Origin of the sequence: Vibrio sp. 2092 (genome assembly GCF_033339635.1) — a bacterium.
Classification (GTDB): Bacteria; Pseudomonadota; Gammaproteobacteria; order Enterobacterales; family Vibrionaceae; genus Vibrio; species Vibrio alginolyticus.
This window is the reverse complement of the sequence record NZ_JAWOUY010000004.1, coordinates 106270-128063: the sequence shown is the minus strand read 5'-3', so window position 1 is coordinate 128063 and position 21794 is coordinate 106270. Positions and strand designations below refer to the sequence as shown.

The 21794-nt window shown below is 44.5% G+C and carries 18 protein-coding genes; 15 read left to right on the top strand and 3 right to left on the bottom strand.

The window, feature by feature from the left end; genetic code table 11:
• Nucleotides 1-11: 11 nt before the first annotated feature.
• The 12 genes from rbsA (at nt 12) to vctC (ending at nt 12181) form a co-directional block, all read left to right on the top strand.
• A complete protein-coding gene (gene rbsA / locus R7P80_RS09250) occupies nt 12-1517 on the top strand; it encodes a ribose ABC transporter ATP-binding protein RbsA (RefSeq protein WP_053304495.1) in 1506 nt (501 codons plus the stop codon).
• A complete protein-coding gene (rbsC, locus tag R7P80_RS09245) occupies nt 1514-2497 on the top strand; it encodes a ribose ABC transporter permease (RefSeq protein WP_005382618.1) in 984 nt (327 codons plus the stop codon). The genes rbsA and rbsC overlap by 4 nt, the downstream gene beginning before the upstream one ends.
• 87 nt (nt 2498-2584) lie before the next feature.
• Nucleotides 2585-3463, top strand: a complete 879-nt coding sequence (rbsB, locus tag R7P80_RS09240) for a ribose ABC transporter substrate-binding protein RbsB (protein ID WP_005373143.1) — start codon at nt 2585-2587, stop codon at nt 3461-3463.
• A gap of 223 nt (nt 3464-3686) precedes the next feature.
• Nucleotides 3687-4604, top strand: coding sequence for a ribokinase (rbsK, locus tag R7P80_RS09235; protein WP_017820311.1), 918 nt, complete (start codon nt 3687-3689; stop codon nt 4602-4604).
• 35 nt (nt 4605-4639) lie between these two features.
• Nucleotides 4640-5662, top strand: a complete 1023-nt coding sequence (locus R7P80_RS09230) for a substrate-binding domain-containing protein (protein ID WP_005373138.1) — start codon at nt 4640-4642, stop codon at nt 5660-5662.
• 499 nt (nt 5663-6161) lie between these two features.
• Nucleotides 6162-6893: a nicotinamide riboside transporter PnuC gene (gene pnuC, locus R7P80_RS09225; RefSeq protein WP_017820308.1), complete on the top strand. Its 732-nt coding sequence runs from the start codon at nt 6162-6164 to the stop codon at nt 6891-6893.
• Nucleotides 6894-6903: 10 nt separating this feature from the next.
• Nucleotides 6904-7635, top strand: coding sequence for a nucleoside phosphorylase (locus R7P80_RS09220; RefSeq protein ID WP_225491573.1), 732 nt, complete (start codon nt 6904-6906; stop codon nt 7633-7635).
• 134 nt (nt 7636-7769) lie between these two features.
• The gene (locus tag R7P80_RS09215) at nt 7770-8450 is read left to right on the top strand and encodes a Crp/Fnr family transcriptional regulator (RefSeq protein WP_005382613.1); all 681 of its coding nucleotides are present in this window, start codon (nt 7770-7772) and stop codon (nt 8448-8450) included.
• Between the two features lie 163 nt (nt 8451-8613).
• The gene (locus R7P80_RS09210) at nt 8614-9522 is read left to right on the top strand and encodes a siderophore ABC transporter substrate-binding protein (RefSeq protein ID WP_005376635.1); all 909 of its coding nucleotides are present in this window, start codon (nt 8614-8616) and stop codon (nt 9520-9522) included.
• 22 nt (nt 9523-9544) lie between these two features.
• Nucleotides 9545-10480: an iron chelate uptake ABC transporter permease subunit VctD gene (vctD, locus tag R7P80_RS09205; protein WP_017820306.1), complete on the top strand. Its 936-nt coding sequence runs from the start codon at nt 9545-9547 to the stop codon at nt 10478-10480.
• Entirely contained in the window at nt 10473-11423 is a 951-nt protein-coding gene (gene vctG / locus R7P80_RS09200) for an iron chelate uptake ABC transporter permease subunit VctG (protein WP_005376631.1), read from the top strand. The genes vctD and vctG overlap by 8 nt, the downstream gene beginning before the upstream one ends.
• A gap of 2 nt (nt 11424-11425) precedes the next feature.
• The gene (gene vctC / locus R7P80_RS09195) at nt 11426-12181 is read left to right on the top strand and encodes an iron chelate ABC transporter ATP-binding protein VctC (RefSeq protein ID WP_017635379.1); all 756 of its coding nucleotides are present in this window, start codon (nt 11426-11428) and stop codon (nt 12179-12181) included.
• Nucleotides 12182-12223: 42 nt separating this feature from the next.
• Here the strand turns inward: vctC and cueR are convergent, their stop codons facing one another.
• Both cueR and R7P80_RS09185 read right to left on the bottom strand, forming a co-directional pair.
• Entirely contained in the window at nt 12224-12610 is a 387-nt protein-coding gene (gene cueR, locus R7P80_RS09190; RefSeq protein WP_005376627.1) for a Cu(I)-responsive transcriptional regulator, read from the bottom strand.
• A gap of 87 nt (nt 12611-12697) precedes the next feature.
• A complete protein-coding gene (locus R7P80_RS09185) occupies nt 12698-13666 on the bottom strand; it encodes a helix-turn-helix domain-containing protein (RefSeq protein WP_005382609.1) in 969 nt (322 codons plus the stop codon).
• A gap of 116 nt (nt 13667-13782) precedes the next feature.
• On the opposite strand from R7P80_RS09185, the gene R7P80_RS09180 reads away from it, so the two are divergent.
• The gene (locus tag R7P80_RS09180; RefSeq protein WP_005382608.1) at nt 13783-15789 is read left to right on the top strand and encodes a TonB-dependent siderophore receptor; all 2007 of its coding nucleotides are present in this window, start codon (nt 13783-13785) and stop codon (nt 15787-15789) included.
• Between the two features lie 41 nt (nt 15790-15830).
• On the top strand, nt 15831-16112 hold the full coding sequence (locus R7P80_RS09175) for a DUF2218 domain-containing protein (protein WP_005376622.1): 282 nt from the start codon (nt 15831-15833) through the stop codon (nt 16110-16112).
• Nucleotides 16113-16200: 88 nt separating this feature from the next.
• Here the strand turns inward: R7P80_RS09175 and R7P80_RS09170 are convergent, their stop codons facing one another.
• Entirely contained in the window at nt 16201-16452 is a 252-nt protein-coding gene (locus tag R7P80_RS09170; RefSeq protein ID WP_005376619.1) for a YgjV family protein, read from the bottom strand.
• Between the two features lie 861 nt (nt 16453-17313).
• Here R7P80_RS09170 and R7P80_RS09165 point away from each other — a divergent pair.
• The coding region (locus tag R7P80_RS09165) for a retention module-containing protein (RefSeq protein WP_318096699.1) at nt 17314-21794 on the top strand (4481 nt) is incomplete at its 3' end.

Below are 21794 nucleotides of genomic sequence, written 5' to 3'. Positions count from 1 at the left end.
GAGGACAGATTATGACTCAAGCCATTCTACAACTAAGCGAAATTGAGAAGGCGTTTCCGGGCGTAAAAGCACTCGACAAAGCAAGCCTGAATGTTTATCCAGGCCGTGTTATGGCGCTGATGGGTGAAAATGGAGCAGGCAAGTCAACGTTAATGAAGGTGTTGACAGGCATTTACCACATGGATGCGGGGAGCATTCAATATCAAGGTCAGCCGGCGGCCTTTAAAGGTCCACGCGATTCACAGGAAGCTGGTATTAGCATTATTCACCAAGAGCTGAACCTGATTCCTGAACTGACGATTGCCGAAAATATTTACTTGGGACGAGAGTTCACCGGCTCCTTAGGGCGTATCCAGTGGGGCAAAATGTATGACGAAGCTGACAAGCTTTTAAAACGTCTCAATGTAAAGCATTCATCAAAAACATTGCTTGGCGATTTAAGCCTTGGTGAACAACAAATGGTGGAAATTGCAAAGGCACTTTCGTTTGAGTCGAAAGTCATCATTATGGATGAACCAACGGACGCACTGACCGATACCGAAACGGAATCACTGTTTAAAGTGATTAATGAGCTCCGCGAGCAAGGATGCGGCATCGTATACATTTCGCATCGTCTTAAAGAAATCTTTGAAATCTGTGATGATATTACCGTGCTTCGTGATGGTAAGTTTATCGGTGAGTGCAAGGTGTCCGACACTGATGAAGATGGCCTAATTGAAATGATGGTTGGCCGAAAATTAGAAGAGCAATATCCACGTATTGATGTCCAACATGGCGAAACCTGTCTTGCAGTCATTGGTTTGACTGGGTCTGGCGTTCAGGATGTGAGCTTTACTCTCAAGCGCGGTGAGATTCTCGGAATTTCTGGCTTGATGGGCGCAGGCCGCACTGAACTCATGAAAGTCATTTACGGCGCATTACCTAGTGAGCATGGTGTTATCAATCTTGACAACAAAACTATTAACCCGGTTAGCCCGCAAGATGGCTTGGCAAATGGTATCGCTTACATCTCTGAAGATCGCAAAGGCGATGGTTTGGTTTTAGGTCTTTCAGTTAAGGAGAACATGTCACTTTGTTCGCTAAACCAGCTGACCAAAGGCTTCCAGATTCAACACAGCGACGAAGTGATTGCAGTGGAAGATTTTATTAAGTTATTCAACATTAAAACCCCAACGCGAGATCAAATCATCGGCAACTTATCTGGTGGTAACCAGCAAAAAGTTGCGATTGCGAAAGGGTTAATGACGAAACCTAAAGTTCTGATTCTGGATGAGCCAACACGTGGTGTTGATGTCGGAGCAAAAAAAGAGATTTATCAGCTCATCAACAAGTTTAAGGCCGAAGGCATGAGCATCATCTTGGTTTCTTCCGAGATGCCTGAAGTGCTCGGCATGAGCGACCGTATTTTAGTGATGCATGAAGGTCGTATCACTGGCGAATTTGATGCGAAAGACGCCGATCAAGAAAAATTACTCGCCTGTGCCGTAGGCAAAGAGATCAATGAGGAAGCAGCATGAGTACGAATACCATGAGCAAACCAACCGAAACTGGCAACAAGAAGTTGTTTACAAAAGAGTGGCTGATTGAGCAAAAATCACTGATAGCTTTGATCTTTCTGATCGTTGTTGTGTCATTTTTGAACCCGAACTTTTTTACGGTCGACAACATTCTCAACATTCTTCGTCAAACCTCCGTGAATGCCATTATCGCAGTGGGTATGACATTAGTTATTTTAACCGCAGGTATCGACTTAAGTGTTGGTTCGGTATTGGCATTGTGTGGTGCCTTTGCGGCAAGCATGATTGCGCTTGAGGTTCCGGTGCTGGTGGCGGTTCCAACTGCTTTAGTCGCAGGTGCAGCGTTAGGTGCGATCAGCGGTATCATTATTGCAAAGGGTAAGGTGCAGGCATTTATCGCTACGCTGGTTACCATGACGTTACTACGCGGTGTGACCATGGTGTACACCGAAGGTCGTCCAATCTCGACAGGCTTTACTGACACCGCAGATGCGTTCGCATGGTTTGGTACTGGCTACGCGCTAGGCATTCCAGTTCCTGTTTGGTTAATGGTGGTTGTGTTCGCTGCGGCTTGGTATTTACTTAACCACACGCGCTTTGGTCGCTATGTTTACGCACTAGGCGGCAATGAGTCTGCGACTCGCCTATCAGGTATCAATGTAGACCGAGTGAAGATTGGTGTCTACGCCATCTGCGGTATGTTAGCAGCGCTTGCAGGCATTATTGTAACGTCTCGTCTTTCTTCGGCGCAGCCAACAGCAGGTATGGGCTACGAGCTAGACGCTATCGCAGCGGTTGTTCTTGGCGGTACCAGCTTGATGGGCGGTAAAGGCCGTATCATGGGTACCTTGATTGGTGCGCTGATCATCGGTTTCTTGAACAATGCACTTAACCTACTTGATGTTTCTTCCTACTACCAAATGATTGCAAAAGCAGTGGTTATCTTGCTGGCGGTATTGGTAGACAACAAAAACAAGTAATTCATAACAATCTGTATATATAAAACAGTGAATACAAACCGAGTCAGGGGACGTGTACTGGCTCACCCTACACAAAGGACTAGAACGATGAAAAAACTTGCAACTCTTATCTCTGCTGCACTTCTTTCTTCAACCGTATCGGTAGCGGCGCAAGCTCAAGATACCATGGCGATTGTGGTTTCGACGCTAAACAACCCGTTCTTCGTAACGATGAAAGACGGTGCGGAAGCAAAAGCGAAAGAATTGGGGTACGACTTAATTGTACTGGACTCGCAAAATGACCCGAGTAAAGAACTGTCGAACATCGAGGATTTAAGTATTCGCGGCGTAAAAGCAATTCTTATCAACCCAACGGATTCTGATGCAGTGTCTAATGCAATTCGTATGGCGAACCGTTCTAAGATCCCTGTGTTGACATTAGACCGTGGTGCAAGCCGTGGTGAAGTTGTGAGTCACATCGCTTCGGACAACGTAATTGGTGGTGAAATGGCAGGCCACTACATCATGGAAAAAGTCGGCGAAAAAGCAAAAGTCATTCAACTTGAAGGTATTGCGGGCACATCGGCAGCGCGTGAGCGCGGTGAAGGCTTTATGAATGCCGTGAAGGGCAGCGATATGGATCTTCTTGCTAGCCAACCAGCTGACTTTGACCGCACGAAAGGTCTAAACGTAATGGAAAACCTGCTAGCGGCTAACCCGGATGTACAAGCGGTATTTGCACAGAATGATGAAATGGCGCTAGGTGCACTTCGCGCAGTTCAAGCTTCTGGCAAAGATGTCGTTATCGTTGGTTTTGATGGTACGGAAGACGGCATTGCAGCAGTTAACCGTGGCAAACTAGCGGCAACTATTGCTCAGCAACCAGACCTTATCGGTGCTTTAGGTGTTGAAACGGCTGACAAAGTTTTGAAAGGTGAAGAAGTAGAAGAGTACATCCCGGTACCACTAAAAGTAGTCACTAAGTAAGTTTTTAGTTCCAATAAATCATCCTAATTTTTGCTCTCTCCTCCGTTTATATCTGTCGTTTAGGAGGTGAGGGCAAACTTACCCAAAATACTGCAAAGTGTGGGGTATAGATGCCTTTGGCTTTTTGTCGAGACTCCTTTATCAGGAAGAGAAGTTAAAGTCATCTAATGTATTTTCCTAAACCGTTTTTAAAAAGGGTTCATTCAGAACCGAGGATAACCGTATGAATAAGTTAGTGGTGTTAGGTAGTGTAAACGCTGACCATGTTCTTCAAGTGCCTTCTTTCCCTCGCCCAGGCGAGACGCTGCATGGTCGCAACTATCAAGTTATCCCAGGTGGCAAAGGTGCCAACCAAGCCGTCGCGGCGGCGCGATTAAATGCAGACATCGGTTTTATCGCTTGTGTGGGCGACGACTCATTCGGCATTAACATTCGCGAAAACTTCAAAATGGACGGCATCGATATCACTGGTGTGAAGATGCAGCCAAATTGCCCGACAGGTATCGCGATGATTCAAGTGTCGGACAGTGGGGAGAACAGCATTTGCATTTCAGCTGAAGCGAACGCCAAACTGACAGCAGAAGCGATTGAGCCAGATTTAGAGCGTATTCGCCAAGCAGATTACTTGCTAATGCAATTGGAAACGCCGATGTGCGGCATTGAGAAAGCTGCGCGTGTAGCGAAAGATGCCAAAACCAATGTCATTCTGAACCCAGCGCCAGCTCGTGAATTGTCAGATGAATTACTGTCTTACATTGACGTGATTACGCCAAATGAAACGGAAGCTGAAGTTCTGACAGGTATTACTGTAACAGACAACGAAAGCGCGCAAGAAGCGGCGAATGTGCTACATGGTAAAGGTATAGAAATTGTCATGATCACACTCGGTGCAAAAGGCGTTTGGCTAAGCCAAAACGGTCGAGGCGAAATCATCTCGGGTTTCCGCGTTGAAGCGACGGATACTACCGCAGCGGGCGATACATTTAATGGGGCATTCGTCACTGGTCTCCTAGAAGGTTTACCTTTAGAATCAGCGATTAAGTTTGCACATGCGGCGGCTGCAATTTCTGTGACCCGCTTTGGCGCGCAAACGTCGATTCCAACCCGCGAAGAGGTGGACGCGTTTCTCGCTGAACAATAAGGCGCACAACGCCTCATTAAAATAGGAGTAGTAACATGGCGACGATGAAAGACATCGCAAAACTGGCAGGGGTTTCCACTTCAACAGTGAGCCATGTTATTAACAAGACGCGTTTTGTGAGCGAAGAGATCTCTGAACGCGTTAACAATGCCGCAAAAGAGCTTAACTACTACGCGCCCTCTGCGTTGGCGCGTAGCCTCAAAGTCAATCGTACCAAAACCATTGGTATGCTCGTGACAACCTCAACCAACCCATTCTTTGGCGAAGTCGTAAAAGGCGTCGAACGCAGCTGCTACCAAAAAGGCTACAGCCTCATTTTATGTAACACCGAGGGTGATAACGAACGTATGCGTCAATCCATTAATACGCTATTGCAAAAGCGTGTCGATGGTTTGATCTTGATGTGCTCGTCGCTAGAAGGAGAGCGTATCGATGTATTTGAGCGTTACCCAGATATCCCAGTTGTGGTAATGGACTGGGGGCCGATGCTATTTACAAGCGATAAAATCCAAGACAACTCACTTCGTGGCGGTTACTTAGCGGCGAAATACTTAATTGATTGCGGCCATACCGAAATTGGGTGCATCACTGGCCCTTTGATTAAACACCAAGCGCAAATGCGATACGAAGGTTATAAGCGAGCAATGAACGAAGCTGGCTTGGAATTTAATGCCAATTGGATCATTGAGTCTGACTTCGAATGTGAGGGTGGGTATCAAGCGTTCAAAAAAATGGCTCAGCGTGGCGCATTACCCAGCTCGATTTTCGTCTCTAACGATATGATGGCGATGGGTGTGATTAACGCCGCAAATGAGCTCGGTATTAAAGTGCCGGACGACCTATCCATTATTGGTTACGATGACATCCATATCGCGAAATTTATGTCGCCATCGCTAACTACCATTCATCAGCCTAAGTACCGTTTGGGGCAGGCTGCCGTTGAGACTCTTGTCCGAAAGTTGGATGAAAAATCAACAGAGGCACAGGTCGTACAATTAGAGCCGACTCTAGTGGAACGAAAAAGCGTCAAGAGGTTAAAGTCAAACCTCACTGAATGACGTGTGATGTTGAGCTAAAAAATTAAAAAAGTCGTTTCTCTTTATACGATAAAGCCTTACTATCGTCGTTGATTATAAATAAAACTATTAATTGTTGTCTGGCGGATTAGTCAAATGTTATCAAAAGGTTACGCTAAGTTATCTGTAAAACACCCTTGGTTTCACCGAGTTAATGTTATTACAGTTGTATTGATTTTTTTTGTGAGCTGCTATCAGCTACTGGTTAATGAAGCATTTGAGTACGCAATTGGCTTTATTATTACACTTTTGGCGTCAGCTTTATTTGCATCAGCTTCTGCATTCAAAAAACGCTATCTAGGCTTGGACTCATAGGCACGTCTATTTCCAACACCGTTCAATAGCATCATTTATTGCTTTCAAGTAAACATTGAACTGAATTATGATCGAGTGCATCAAGAGGAGGACAAATGTCCTCCTTTTTGTTGGGGATCACGCTCTAATATAAGCGTATTCCAAACAAAATAATAAAGGACATGTTATGGACCTCTTTGCCTTACTCGATATTAATAATACTCTCGTTAACATTCCGATTGGCGACGGCTACGCAATGAGCTGGATCGAAGCTTTCGGTACCGTTTTTGGACTGCTTTGCATTTGGTTTGCCAGCCAAGAAAAAACCATCAACTACTTATTCGGTTTGCTGAATGTCACGCTTTTTGCCGTTATCTTTTTTCAAATTCAGTTATACGGATTATTGCTTCTTCAATTGTTTTTCTTCTGTGCGAACATTTACGGCTGGTATGCGTGGACTCGTCCAAACGCACAAGGTGAAACGCTGGAGGTTCGCTGGTTAAATAAACAGAAACTTATTACTACTGCCTCTATTAGCGTTGCATGTATCGCATTATTAACGATCTATATCGACCCATTTTTCTTTGCGCTAGCAAACATTGCTGTTGATAGCTTGAATCTCTTTGGTGCTGACTTGGCTGAACCGGTGCTTGAACCTGACGCGTTCCCGTTCTGGGATGCAACCATGACAGTACTTTCTGTTGTTGCACAAATTCTGATGACACGTAAATACGTCGAAAACTGGATTCTATGGGTTGTGATTAATATTATCAGTGTGGGTATCTACGCGACGCAAGGTGTTTACGCAATGTCTGTTCAGTACGCGATTCTTATGTTCATCGCTGCCAATGGCACGCGTGAGTGGGCTCGTAGCGCTAAGCGCAATGGCGATAAAACCTTAGCGCACGCTGCTGCGTAAGGAACGAAAAATGGCCAAACAACCTCATATCGGAGTGGATGAAACACAAATCGCTTCCCTCGTTATTGTATGCGGCGAGCCAGATCGAGCGAATCGTATCGCGGTATTATTTGATGATGCAGAAATGGTGTCGGAAAACCGCGAGTACCGTGTGTTTACCGGCAACTACAAAGGCAAGCCTGTTTCAGTATGTAGTACAGGTATAGGTGCGCCATCGATGATCATCGCAGTGGAAGAGCTAAAACAGTGCGGTGTGACTCATGTGGTACGCGTTGGATCGGCGGGGGCAATGCAATCAGGCATTCATCTTGGCGAGTTGATCATTGCCGAAGGCGCGGTAAGAGATGAGGGCGGCTCTAAAGCGTATGTCGATTCGTCTTATCCAGCCTACGCAAGCTTTTCACTGTTAAAGGAAGTTGAGCGTTACTTGTCGATGCAAAAAGTGCATTATCATTTTGGTGTGGTGCGTTCTCACGACAGTTTCTATACCGATGACGAGGATGCAATATGCCAACATTGGAACAAGAAAGGCATCTTAGGTGCCGATATGGAAACCTCTGCGCTGTTTACGGTCGGTCGACTACGAGGCCTTCATGTGGCTTCGATATTAAACAACGTGGTGCTGTATCAACAAGATGTGAAAGAAGGTGTTGGTCAGTACGTTGATGAGGCCAAAGTAATGATGCAAGGTGAGAAGAGTGCCGCGATTACGGCATTAGAAGCCTTGGTTGCTCAGCGTTAGCCAGTCTCTATCTCAGTAAGTCACATAAACAGAATAGATGTAAAGCGACAGGTCACTGTCGCTTTTTTATTTGGAGTTACGGGGTACAATCCACCTTAAATAGTTGTCCGTAACTTTTTCTGAGAGAGCAGAAAATGAAAATCAGCCCTTATCCGACTGGTCGCTTCAAAACATACCTTGAAGAAAAGAGTGCCACCTTTCGCGATTTGATTTATCAATGCCAAATAAATTCGCGTTACTTTGATGCTGGGGAAGCAATTCTCCGCCAAGGTGAGCAACTTCAGTACTTGTATGTTGTGCCAGTAGGTCGAGTCTCGATGAACATATTGGCCGCAAATGGACGACGTTTTCAATTAGGGGAAGCTAACTGCGACTATCATATTTATGGTGAAATGGAGTTCTTCACTCAGACTCCTTGTCAATGGAATGTGATAGCAGATGAACATATGCAGGTTGATGTTATCTGTATCCAAAAACTAACCGAAGCACTGCAAAATCATCCCCAAATGATGGTGTTCTTCGCTTCAGCATTGGCTGAGGATTATCAAGACTCCATGGATATCTACACTAATCGTTTGTTGCATCCCATTACTTACAACATTGCCTATGATCTTCTCGTCCGTAATCAGACGGATAAGCTGCTTGGTGGCTTTGATAAAGTGAACCAAGAGGCTGAGCGGTTTGGTACCTCAGGCCGAGTCTATCGACGTGCAGTTAAGGACTTGATTGAAAAGGGATTGATTACCAAAACGGACAACGGTTTGGAGATTATTGATGAGCTGGCACTCAAAGCGTTTATTGAAGCGCATGAATGATACGCCCAGGTATTGAAATTGATGAGTTTTATAAGTCTTTGATATATCTAAGTCTTGAGTAAACGTAACTAATGTAAAGTACCTTAAATTTTGTTGAATGCATTAAAGAGTAGCGTTATATTGCGAACGCGTATGATAATAGATCTCATTAAGGCTTAACAAAATGAAAAAATTCGTCGGTGCGGCTATGCTGTCGTTATTTACTGTTTCTCCTTCTTTCGCTGCTAAAGTTGTGATTGACCACTACATGGGTCAAACAGAGCTAGAGCAATCCCCAGAGCGTGTGGTTGTGATTGGCTTTGGCCCGCTAGATGCGCTGGACAACTTTGGTATCGATCCTGTTGCAGTATCTAACTCGTCTAATCTTCCTAGTTACCTTTCAAAATACAGCAAAGATAACTACACCTCTGCGGGTAGTTTGTTTGAACCTGATTTTGAAACCATCTACATGCAAAAACCGGATTTGATTTTGGTTGGTCCGCGAGCGTCTGCGAAATATGAAGAGCTGAGTGAAATTGCCCCTACAGTTGTTTTCGCGGCGAAAGAAAACCAAGGCTATTGGGAAGGCACGCAAGCGCAATGGCGCAATATTGGTAAGATCTTCAATATCGAAGAAAAAGTAGAGCAGAAAATTGAAGCGCTAGATGCTCAATTCAAAGCAATCCGCGACTACAACCAATCGAACAAAAATGATGCATTAACGATTTTAAGCATGGGTGACAACATCAGCGCGTTTGGTGCCCAGTCGCGATTTGGCGTCATTTATAACGACTTTGGCTTCTTGGAAACGGTTGAGCACGTGAAAACGGGCACTCACGGAGATGTCATTTCTTATGAGTTTATTCGTGAAGCTAACCCGAAAAATATCCTCGTGGTTGACCGAAATTCTCTGACAGGTACGCCGGATAACGATATTCGTAAATCCATGGATAACGACTTAGTCAAAGCGACTGCGGCATATAAAAATCATAAAATCACCTATTTAGATGTGGACGCTTGGTACTTGTCGATGTCTGGTGTGACAGCAACAGAAAAAATGGTCAGTGAGATAAAGCAAACCGTTGAACTGTAATCCAAGATAGCAGAGGTTAACTTTGAAGAAGTTATTGCTAACCCTTGTGGTTTTAAGCACGGTTTCGTTATTTGTTGGGGTGGCAAACATGACGCCCCAACAACTCTTTTCAGGTGATGAGAAAGCATTAGAACTTTTCTTTACCAGCCGTATACCACGTTTATTTGCCATATTGCTTGCTGGTGCTGGCTTGAGTATTGCGGGTCTTGTCATGCAGCAAATCAGCCAGAACCGATTTGCTGCACCTTCTACAACTGGTACGATCGAATGTGCCATGTTGGGCTACGTACTGAGCGTGGTTTTCTTTGGTAATGATAATCACCTTTGGCTCGTGTTCGGCATCTCGGTATTTGGGACGCTGGCGTTTGTTTTCTTTATTCAGCGCATTCAATTTAAGAGCGTGGTTTTTGTGCCGCTTGTCGGGATTATTTTCGGCAATGTCATCCAATCCATGACTACGTTTATCGCTTACAAATATGATGCACTTCAAAGTCTGAATGCTTGGACAGTCGCAAACTTCGCTAACATCTTGCGTGGTGATTTTGAACTGCTGTACATCGCGGTACCAATGGTTATACTCAGCTATCTTTTTGCCGCAAGGATCTCTGCCGTAGGTATCGGAAAAGATTTCGCGATTAACTTGGGTTTGAATTATCAGCAGGTTGTGACGATTGGCGTGCTATTGGTGTCCATCATGTCAGCAAGTGTCGTGATGATTGTTGGCCAGTTGCCATTCTTAGGGCTGATTGTGCCGAATCTCGTGAGTCACTTTTATGGCGATAATCTCAAAAAGAACATTCCGCTTACGGCCATGTATGGGGCGATTTTAGTGTTGTGTTGCGACTTGGTGAGTCGTTTAATTATTTTCCCTCATGAAATGCCAATCTCTATCGTGATCAGCATATTGGGTGGCGTGGTATTCATCGCTATGTTGTTGCGAGGTAAGCAACATGCGTGATTCAACGAAAATCCTGCTGCTAGGTGGCATTGCGATTCTTTTCGCGTGTCTGTTTATTGGTATTGGGCTAACGGCTGACAACTACCAATATTTTTTGTCTCGTAGAGTTCCTAAAGTATTGGCGATAGTGCTAGCGGGTGTGGCCATTGCTCAGTCTTCACTTGTATTTCAAACCATTACGCACAACCGAATTTTAACGCCAAGTATCATGGGTTTTGATGCGCTGTATGTGTTAACCCAAATTTTGATCGTGTTGATTTTTGGTGGGTTGAGTACCTTAGTTCTTAACTTGTACGTCAATTTCGCGATTGCAGTAATTGTAATGGTGTCGTTTTCGCTACTGCTGTTTGGGTTTTACTTTTCAAAAGGAAGCAAGAACCTGATTACGTTGCTATTGGTCGGCTTGATCTTTGGTCAGCTATTTTCCAATGCGGCGTCATTCTTTTCTTTGCTGATGGACCCAAACACATATGCAATTGTTCAGTCGAAACTGTACGCCAGTTTCAATAATGTCAAAGTGAACTTGGTTTACTTTAGTGCTCCGGCTTTGATGTTTGCATGTTGGTTGTTGTTTAGGATGCATCGCACTTTAGATGTGTTTTGGCTCGACCAAGACAATGCGAAAAGCTTGGGTGTTGATGTACCTAAAGTGACAAGAAATGTGTTTATTATCTCGGCGGTTTTGATTGCTATTTCTACGGCTTTGGTAGGGCCAATCATGTTCTTTGGTTTACTAGTGACCAACTTAAGCCGAGAAATGTTCCGAAGTTACCAACATAAAACGCTATTGGTCGGATGTTCGTTTCTATCCATAAGTTCACTACTTGCTGGGCAATGGATAATCGAAAACGTGTTTAGTTTTGAGACGACGTTGAGTGTCGTAATTAACTTTATCGGCGGTGCGTATTTCTTATACCTGCTGCTGAAAAACAAAGTTGTATAAATATGATAGTAATAGATAAATTAACGAAGGCTTTCGGTTCAAACAAAGTCGTAGACGAGGCCAATACTCAGTTTGAAAAGGGCAAGGTAACATCGATTATCGGTCCAAATGGCGCGGGAAAGAGCACGCTGTTATCTATGGCCTCGCGCTTAACGGAGCGAGATGGCGGTAGTGTTATCATTGATTGCAAGGAAATCGCGGAATGGGACACAAAAGAGCTAGCGAAAAAACTGGCAGTACTTCGCCAAGCTAACTCGATTACAATGCGGTTTACCGTAAAAGAGTTAGTCTCTTTTGGTCGTTTCCCATACTCTAAAGGAAATCTGACTAAAGAAGATCATGAGGTCATAGAACAAGCAATCGACTACTTAGATTTGCAAGATATTCAAGACAAATACTTGGATGAATTAAGTGGTGGTCAGCGACAGCTTGCATTTATTGCTATGGTGATTGCACAAGATACAGATTATGTCTTTCTTGATGAGCCTCTTAATAACTTAGATATCAAACACTCTCTTCAGATCATGAAAGTTGTGCAGCAGTTAGCCCATGACATGAATAAAGCCATGGTGGTCGTGATTCATGATATTAATTTCGCGGCGTGTTACTCAGATGTCATATTGGCGCTTAAGAAAGGCAAGGTTGTGGCGAGTGGTGCGGTTGAAGAGGTTATTCAAGCGTCTACGCTAGAGGACATCTACGAAACGCCATTTAACATCATAGAGTTAAACGGTAAGCGCATGTGTACCTATCATTAAGCGAGCTAGTTCGTTTTTAACGAGATCAATAGATAGGCGGGCTTACTTGGTGAGCTCGTCTATGATTGGGCATCGGCTCTCTGCATCTCCAGGACAAGAAGAAACCCAACCTTCAAGTTGCGTTTTGATCTCCATGAGGTGTGCAATTTTTTCTTCAACCTCTCTCAGTTTGTCCATGGTTCTTGCTTTTACTTCGCTACTTTTGCGGTTGGGGTTATGAGCAAGTTGTACGAACTCTTTGCATTCTTGCAACGAAAAGCCTGCGCTTTTTGCGCGTGATACCAAGTTAAGCTCTTGAATATGATTATCTGAATATTCGCGATAGCCAGAGTCGCTACGCGCTGGTGGAGATATGATCCCTTTGTCTTCATATAATCGAATCGACTTAGATGAAAGCCCAGTGAGCTTCGCGACGGCACCAATATTCATGTTTAACCTCCATAACGTTTAAGGCGAGTATATACCGATGTTGTGGATAAGACACTCCTAAATAACAGTCAGTTACCTAGAGTCTCCTTACTCTTTAATCACTTCATGTGGTGGCACACCAAATGCCTTTTTAAAGGCATAAGTGAAGTTAGAAGGGTGGTGGTATCCGGCTTCATAGGCGGCTTCTGTTATCGTCACTAGGCCACGTTCCAAATGTTGCCTAGCAATCTCAAGACGTCGAAAACGAATGTAGCCGTTTATGGTCATATTAAGTGATTGTTTAAATCGACGCTGTAGGTTTGAAACACTCATTGAGAATTGGCTCGCCAACTTTTCCAAGCGTAGTTCTTGATCAAGGTGAGTTTCAATATAGCTGACAATATCCTCAATTCGACCATCAATGTGTCGTTCAATACTGCTGTTTTTAGCACTGAAATTCTTAGGAATTTGCTTGGTGGCTTGATGTAATATTTGATAGATCAAGCTTTCGACCTCTAGCTTTTCTTGGAACTCTTGCGGTGTTTCTCTATTTGTTAACGTTTCGGCCAGCTCGCATAGCGTCTGGTTAGGCTCCAACTGTTGAAACGCCTGATGAGAGTTAAAAAAGGCTCGATGACTACAATTTTGCTCAAGGCGGGCCTCTAGCCATTGGGGCTTAACCAATATGTTGATCTTATTAATGAGGTTATCTTTGAGCAGTGAACGACGAAAATTTGCAGGTTTGAGTAAGTTCACCACTACACCCTTAGGGCCGTCGCTCGCGTCTAAATCAAATTGCAAATCGTCGTAGCCAAACGAGAGTCTACCTTCTAAAAGAATAGTGACCAGCAGTGAGGCGTGTGCAGTAGAAACAATATTCGAATCAATAAGTTCTAGACAACGCCCGCCATGAACAAAAATTTGATCATTGTACTGATATGATAGGAACTTACCTTCGGCCAGTTGAGTTTGACAAGGTTGGCCTTGCGTGACAATCCATTGTTTCTCTGTCGCCTCTAGTCTTTGGGTTAAAGCTATCTTGGCAATTTTAGTTCGTTTTGTTGTGACTTCCTGCATTTGACACTTCCTCATAACACTTGTGCGATTTCGCATAACCGAATCGCCTTTGTATTTATAAAACTCATGCTTATTATACCTGAGAATTATTATCATTAATATTTAGGAATTAAGTTATGGAAAGCCCTGCTTGTTCACCTATCAAGCTTTCAAGCCTTTGCCTTGCAGTGGGAATGGCGCTATCAACCCCTGTTTTAGCTCAAGATACTGAGTCACATTTTGAAGAGGTCGTTGTATGGGGAACGAAAGTTTCCAGCAACACTGAGTCGATGTTTGCGGACGACATGTCACTGAAGCAAGCGGATCATATGTCTGATTTACTGCGCGATATTCCCGGTGTGGATGTTGGTGGCACACACTCTGTGAATCAACGTATTACGATTCGTGGTTTGAGCGAAACCGATTTGGACATTCGTCTTGACGGTGCTTCTCAGCATGCGAGCATGTTCCATCATATTGGTAACTTGACGTTGAACCCTGACATTCTCAAATCTGCGGACATTCAGGTAGGTAATAACTCTGTGACTCAAAACGGGTTAGGCGGTTCGGTCTACTTTGAAACGAAAGACGCTCGTGACTTACTTCGTTACGATGAAAAGTTTGGTGCGCGTGTTTATGGCGGCTATGCATCCAACGACAACCAACAAGGTTCGTTGACACTGTACGGACTTTTGTCCGAAAACATTGATGCGATGGTCTATGGCCATTACGTTACGCGTGATGATTTTGAAGATGGTGATGGCAATAAAACCTATGGTGCTGCAGGTGATGTTTACAACATTCTGGCTAAGCTGGGGTATGAACTAAATGACATCCATCGTTTTGAGCTCTCTTATGACATGTACCGAGACAGTGGAGATTACAGTCCGCGTCCTGATATGTCTGGTAGTGCAAATAATAGCCTGTCGAGCAAGTTACTTATCCCTACGGATTATGACCGCGATACCGTTACTTTGAGTTACGAGTTGCGAGGCGAACAACACCAAGGAAACGTCACTCTTTATAATACCGAGACAGAAATTAAACGTGACGAAACGGTGATGGCCCCTCGTTGGCCCTCGAACCGTTTATCAAAGAACACCGCCAAAAACCAAAACTTTGGTTTGAATGGAAAATTCCAGTCAGATGTTATGTTAGGTGAGTTTGATAATCGAGTCACTTATGGCTTCGACTACATGGATAAAACGTCTTCGAGTTACTACGGTAGTCGTAAGTTTATGGACGAATCGGCGATTTCAACCGCACTGTTTGTAGAAGATCAGTTCTTCTTCTCTGATGCCTTCTTTATTACCGCAGGTATGCGCTTTGATGATTACAAACGCAAAGCTGAGACAGGAACCAGTAATTATGATGATGTGACTTGGGCTCTAGCTGCAGAGTGGGCGGTGACTCAAGATTGGACGTTGTTTGCGAGTGCACGTTCTCTATTTAAAGGTCCAGAGCTAATGGAAACCTTTATTGCTTACCAAGACGTTGCATTTTTAGAGGATGGGCTAAAGCCAGAAACGGGATTGAACACGCAGGGTGGTGTTCGTTTTGATAAAACCTTTGATAAGCATTTCTTTGGGGCGAATATTACGGTATTCCAAACGGAAATTGATGATTACATTGCAGACCAGTACCAAAACGCGACTCAAACTTACCTGATTTACAACTTAGGTGATGTTGAGATTAAAGGCTTTGAGGCAAGTGCTTCTTATGGTTACGACAAGTTTAACAGCAAACTTTCTTACTCTAAGTCGGACACCAAAAACAAGAATACTGGTGGTCCTGTTGCTGGGGGCAATGGGCGTAGCATTGATATGGGTGATAGCATTGCTCTAACTTTGGATTACCAGTCAGACGCTTTAGAAACGATCTTCGGGTGGAACTCAATGTTTGTTCTAGAGGAAGACAACGTCTTTGATGGTCAGCCAAAGAAAGCAAGTTATGATGTGCATAATCTATACGCTCAATGGGTGCCGTCTGATATTGATGGACTGTCGGTGACCTTTGGTATTGATAATGTATTTGACGAGTTGTACAGCTCTCATGCGTCTCGTTCGGGTACTGCACGTGGCTTCACGCTTGATGACTACGAGCCGGGTCGCAACTTCAAGCTCTCTGCAGCTTATCAATTCTAACAAGGTTCTTCATAGGACGTTTCAAAGTAACGAGTAAGTTCATGATTAAAGAAAGCACCCGAATAGATAGTGAACACGCTGACAAATACTTAGTGACGCTTTGTCGGCATTTTGGACGAAAGGTTCCTGCTACTTGGAATGAAAATAGCGGTTTGGTGACATTTCCGACGGGAAAAGCGGAGTTTAACCTTTGTGCATCTAGCCTAACTATAACCTGTGAGGCGGATTCAGAAGAGAAACTGAATACGGTTAAGGCGATCATTTCATCGCATGTGGACATGTTTTCTCGTCGAGAAACATTAGCACTTAGCTGGGTTCGTTAGCGCTCGTTTAAGGATGCTGTGATAGAAAGGGAATGTTAAAAGCAAAAGCCCGCAATCTTATGATTTGCGGGCTTTTATTGTTTGAATGCTATTGCGCTTTCTCAGGCTCTAGGCTTTTTTTTTCCTGCTGCATTTTTGCTAGGAAGTAGATGTTAACGCAAGCTATAAAACCGTTAGTTAGTACTACAGGCCAAGAATCAATCATTAGTCCGTAAGCGGTAAATAGCGCACAACCAATAAAGTTAAGGATACGAAGCTTAACAATATCTTTCATAGTTAGCGAAATAGCGACCATGATTGAAGCTGCATAACCTAAAATCTCAACCATATTCATGTCCATTTTTTGACCCTCTTAAAATCTGCCGAATTTTGTCGGTACCAATTCTTCTCATCTTGAGATTAATGAGGAAGCTCCATGCCTCGAATGGTCTTTTTTTGTTGTATGGACGCACTATATCAATGGAAAAACCGTGATAAAAGCCTCAAATCAAGGTTAAGAGAAGGTTAGCGATTACGCAAACGTTTAGGACTGGAATTACTGATAATTTTACTTATTGTGTTGATTGATAATAACGATGACATTAATAGCTCAAACACCATTGAAAGTAAGGGAATATTTACATATGATTGAAAATGATAATTATTTTCAAGTGCTGTGTTTATGTATTTTATTATTAGCTTGGTCGTGTTTTTTTTGTTGTATATCAGAACAAAACCGAACTCGTGGTGTGCGGGGATTCATATCGTAAGCCACATTTTTATCGTTGCATTTTGTCCTGCAATTTATGTTGTTCAATATTTAATCGTTACGTTTTTTTCGTCACCGATATTGATTAAGCTGTCATCACGCTCCGGTGTATACAACATTCTCATTGCTTTTCTTCCATCATTGATCGCAACCGGCAGTCTGGCGTTTAGCTGAATGATTTCATCTTTCTTCTTTTCTTAAAACAACTACACTTAATTAAAATAAGGTATCAATTTCATATAATTATTCGATATCTACGCGTCAGCACATGTGTCACATTTCTGTGACTACGAGTAAGTTTTACTTATGTTGCTCGGTAGTAGGGTATTTATCGATTGTTTAATGATTCAATACTTAGTTTAATCGCATAAAGGTGTGCAGTATGCCGCACTAAATTAATAAGAAATTATCTAAAAAGGTTAATGGGAAACGTAAGCCATTAGCGGAGGTCAGATGAGTACGCACACGGTACCGCAGAGCGCGATTGTAAATGCTGTCAAAGGTGAAGTTTTGGTTTTGGGCCTGGATGGAAACGTTAAGGTCATAAAAGCGGGGGATGAGTTAAGACCTGGCGAGATTATTATCACAGAAAATAATGCTTCTCTCGACGTACAGATAAATAATGAGCTTTATCTGGTCGATGCAAATTGTGTTGCTTGTCTTCCTGTGCCTTCTTCTGAACCGTTAGAACCAGTATTGGTACAATCTCCAGTTAATGGCTTGGTGACTTTTGACCCAACGGCTATTGGAAGTGCTGACTTCGACGCCAACGATATTGCCGCTATCCAGCAAGCTATTTTAGACGGAGCTGACCCTACCGCTATCTTAGAAGCAACAGCTGCTGGCGCAGGTGCTGAAGGCTCGGCTAATGCTGGCTACGTGACGGTTGAATATAATAACCCGGAAGTACTCGCGTCTACTTTTTTTGAAACGTCTGCGACTCGCAGCGGAGAAGATGATCGCGACGAAGATGACGGTTTGAATGTCACGATCTTTGCTGATGGTGGGCAGTCACTGCAATCTAGCGTAACAGAAGGCTCAATTTCTCTATCTAGCTACCCGCAAACCATTTCTTCTAGTGTGCTGGTTGAAGCAGGGGATCTCGCACTTGATACTGCTTCATTTGTGCCTGAAACGTCCTCATTAGAGTCTTTGTTAACCGAGTTAAACAGTGACATTACCTCTGGTGGTCAGCCAGTAGCGTTCGTTTACGACGAAGCGCAAAATGCCATTATCGGCACTCAAGGTGGTAACGAAGTGCTTCGTATCGAGATCGAAGCGACATCTTTAGGCCGTGATTTAGAGTTAGAGGTCGTTACCACGATTAGCCAGGGTATTGACCATGTGGCGTCCATCGCTGATGGCCAAGTATCTATCGTCGGTGATCAAATCAATATCGCTTTTGACATTACAGGCGCAGATATTGGTGGTAATAGCATTCAAGCGCCTATCGATTTTACGACAACCGTTATTGATGGCGATGATCCTGCGCCGCAGAACGTTACTTTTGAAAACGTTGAATCTTCTTCTACACCAATGACTGGCACTTTTGTTGATATTGGTAGTGATCAATTGGCAACGGTCACGTTTAATCAAGAAGGACTTAGTCAGTTCGATGGCCTACTGAGTGATAATCAGGCGACAGAAGCGGTACTCTCTGAAGACGGCAGTACTATCACCTTGTCCATTGCGGGCTCGAATGAAACCGTCTTAACCATCAGTTTGAATACTGATGGTACCTACCAATTTGAGCAATTTAAGCCGTTAGAACAAACAAACGGTGAAGATACGATTGAGCTCTCTTTGCCAACCACAATCGTCGATTTCGACCAAGATACGGCAAGCAACACCTTTACGATGACCATCCTCGATGGCGATAATCCAGTGATTGAGAACGTGACGGGCTTGTCTTTAGACGAGGCGGGGGTTGACCAAGGTTCACAGGAAGGCGCGGCAGTAACAAGTGGTACTGGGTCGATCACGACAGCGGTCGGAAGTGACATCATTGATCACTATGAGTTGGAACCTACAGAGTTCAATGTTGGTGGAGAACTCCAATCTCAAGGGCAGGTTGTTCAACTAGAACTAGCGTCCGAGAGTAACGGCGTACGTACTTACGAAGGCTTCATCGAGCTGGATGGTGTGCGTATTACCGTATTTGATGTGGCGATTGATGCACCTGCATTGGGCGAACACCAATTCAACTTGTATGAACAACTTGACCATACGGGTGCTAACGATGACTCGCTCACTTTCTCACTGCCAGTTTACGCGGTAGATGCGGATGGTGACCGCTCCTCGATTACCGACGGCTCGAACACACCAGAAGCAGCGCAAATTGTCATTCAAGTTCAAGATGACGTTCCTACGATTGATGGCGTTGAGGCTCTAGCCGTCGATGAAGACGATTTATCAAGCATAGGCTCCGATCAAAGCGACTCTGTGCTCGCGCAAGGCAACTTCACGACGACTCAGGGCTCAGACCGTGTCGTAAGTTATCAATTAGAGAGCGGCACTGATCCACTCAATGGGTTGGAATCACAGGGTCGATCTATCTCTCTGACGGAAACAACCAATTCAGATGGCAGCTTTACCTATTCTGCAACAGCTGAAGGGGATGCTATCTTCACCTTACAAGTGAACCCTGACGGTTCTTATTCATTTACCCTTGAAGGTCCAATCGATCATGCTGCGGGTAGTGATAGCTTAACTCTAGACTTCAATATTGTCGCAACGGACTTTGACGGTGACACCAGTTCACTTGTTCTACCGGTTACCATTGCTGATGATGTGCCAACCATTAACAACGTTGTTGCTCTTACCGTCGATGAGGATGACTTGAGTTCGGTAGGCTCTGACCAATCACAGCCAACGCTGGTTGAAGGTCAGTTCACGACGACTCAGGGTTCTGATGGCGTCGTACAGTATCAGTTGGATGTAAACGCTGATCCTTTAAAAGGCCTGCAATCTCAAGGTCAGACCGTCTCCATTGCCGAAACGCAAAATGCAGACGGCAGTTACACCTACAGCGCAACGGCAAATGGCAGCGCAGTTTTCACATTAATTTTGAATACCGACGGCTCGTACAGTTTTGAGCTGCAAGGTCCAATCGACCATGCGGCAAATAGCGACAGCTTAACCCTCGATTTTAATGTTATTGCTACTGATTTCGATGGTGACACAAGCCAAATCGTATTGCCTGTTACCATCGTGGATGATAAGCCGACCATTACCGACGTCGATGCGATTACCGTTGATGAAGATGACTTAGGCACGATTGGGTCAGATCAGACTGACCCGATTTCAATCGATGGCAACTTCACCACCACACAAGGCTCGGACCGAGTAGTGAGCTATCAGCTCGATGCTTCTGCAACACCAGTTGACGGCCTTACATCACAAGGCGTGGCAGTTACGCTGACTGAAACCGCAAACGGTGATGGCAGCTTTACTTACGAGGCGACAGCGGGTAGTGAAGCGGTCTTTACGCTGACGGTGAATACTGATGGTAGCTATAACTTCACGCTTGAAGGTCCAATCGACCACGCGGTAGATAGCGATGAGCTGACACTCAACTTCCCAATCATCGCAACAGACTTTGATGGCGACACCACAAATGCCATTATCCCAGTGACAATCGTGGACGATAAGCCTGTTATTACCGACGTCGACACCATTACGGTTGATGAAGATGATCTAGCGTCAATTGGCTCAGACCAAAGCAATCCAATTTCTATTGATGGCAACTTTACTACCACACAAGGCTCTGACCGAGTGGTGAGCTACCAACTCGATGCTTCAGCAACACCAGTGGACGGTTTAACATCGCAAGGCGTGGCTGTCACACTGATAGAAACCGCAAATGGTGATGGTAGTTTCACTTATGAAGCGACTGCGGGTGGCAACCCAGTATTTACTCTGACAGTAGATACTGATGGCTCTTACAACTTCACGCTAGAAGGGCCAATTGATCACGCGGTGGATAGTGATGAGCTGACACTCAACTTCCCAATTATCGCAACCGACTTCGATGGCGACACCGTTACTGAAACCATTCCAGTCACGATTGTTGATGATGTACCGACCATCACAGAGGTGGATGCGTTGAGTGTCGATGAAGATGACCTTAGCGGCGTGGGCTCAGACCAAACTGACGCTGTGTTCGTTGAAGGCGCGTTTACCACTATTCAAGGCTCTGACCGAGTGGTGAGCTATCAAATGGATTCAACGGCTGATCCTGTTGCGGGGCTAACGTCTCAAGGTGAGGCGATTACCTTGGTGGAAACCGCGAATGGCGACGGCAGCTTTACTTATGTTGCGACCGCAGATGGCAATCCTGTCTTCACGTTGAATGTAGCAGCAGATGGTACTTACGACTTTACGCTGCAAGGCCCGATTGACCATGCAGCTAACAGCGACAGCCTGACGATTGATTTCCCAATTATTGCCACCGATTTTGATGGTGATACGACTTCGGCAACCATTCCAGTCACCATTACGGATGATGCACCAATCATCGATAATGTTGTGCCTCTGGCTGTAGACGAAGATGATTTATCAGGCATTGGTTCAGACCAAAGCGACGCTGTGTTTGTTGAAGGCGCGTTTACGACCACCCAAGGTTCAGACCGTGTGGTGAGCTACCAACTTGATTCAACTTCTGATCCTGTCGCAGGTTTAACTTCTCAAGGTGAGCCTGTTACTTTGGTAGAGACGGCGAATGCCGATGGCAGCTTTACTTACGTGGCTACCGCGGATGGCAATCCGGTTTTCACCATGAACGTGAATGCAGACGGTACATACAGCTTCCGTCTAGAAGGTCCAATCGATCATGCGTTAAACAGCGATGAGCTAGTACTGAACTTCCCAATCATTGCAACAGACTTTGATGGCGATACGACGACCGCGACCATTCCAGTCACGATTACTGATGA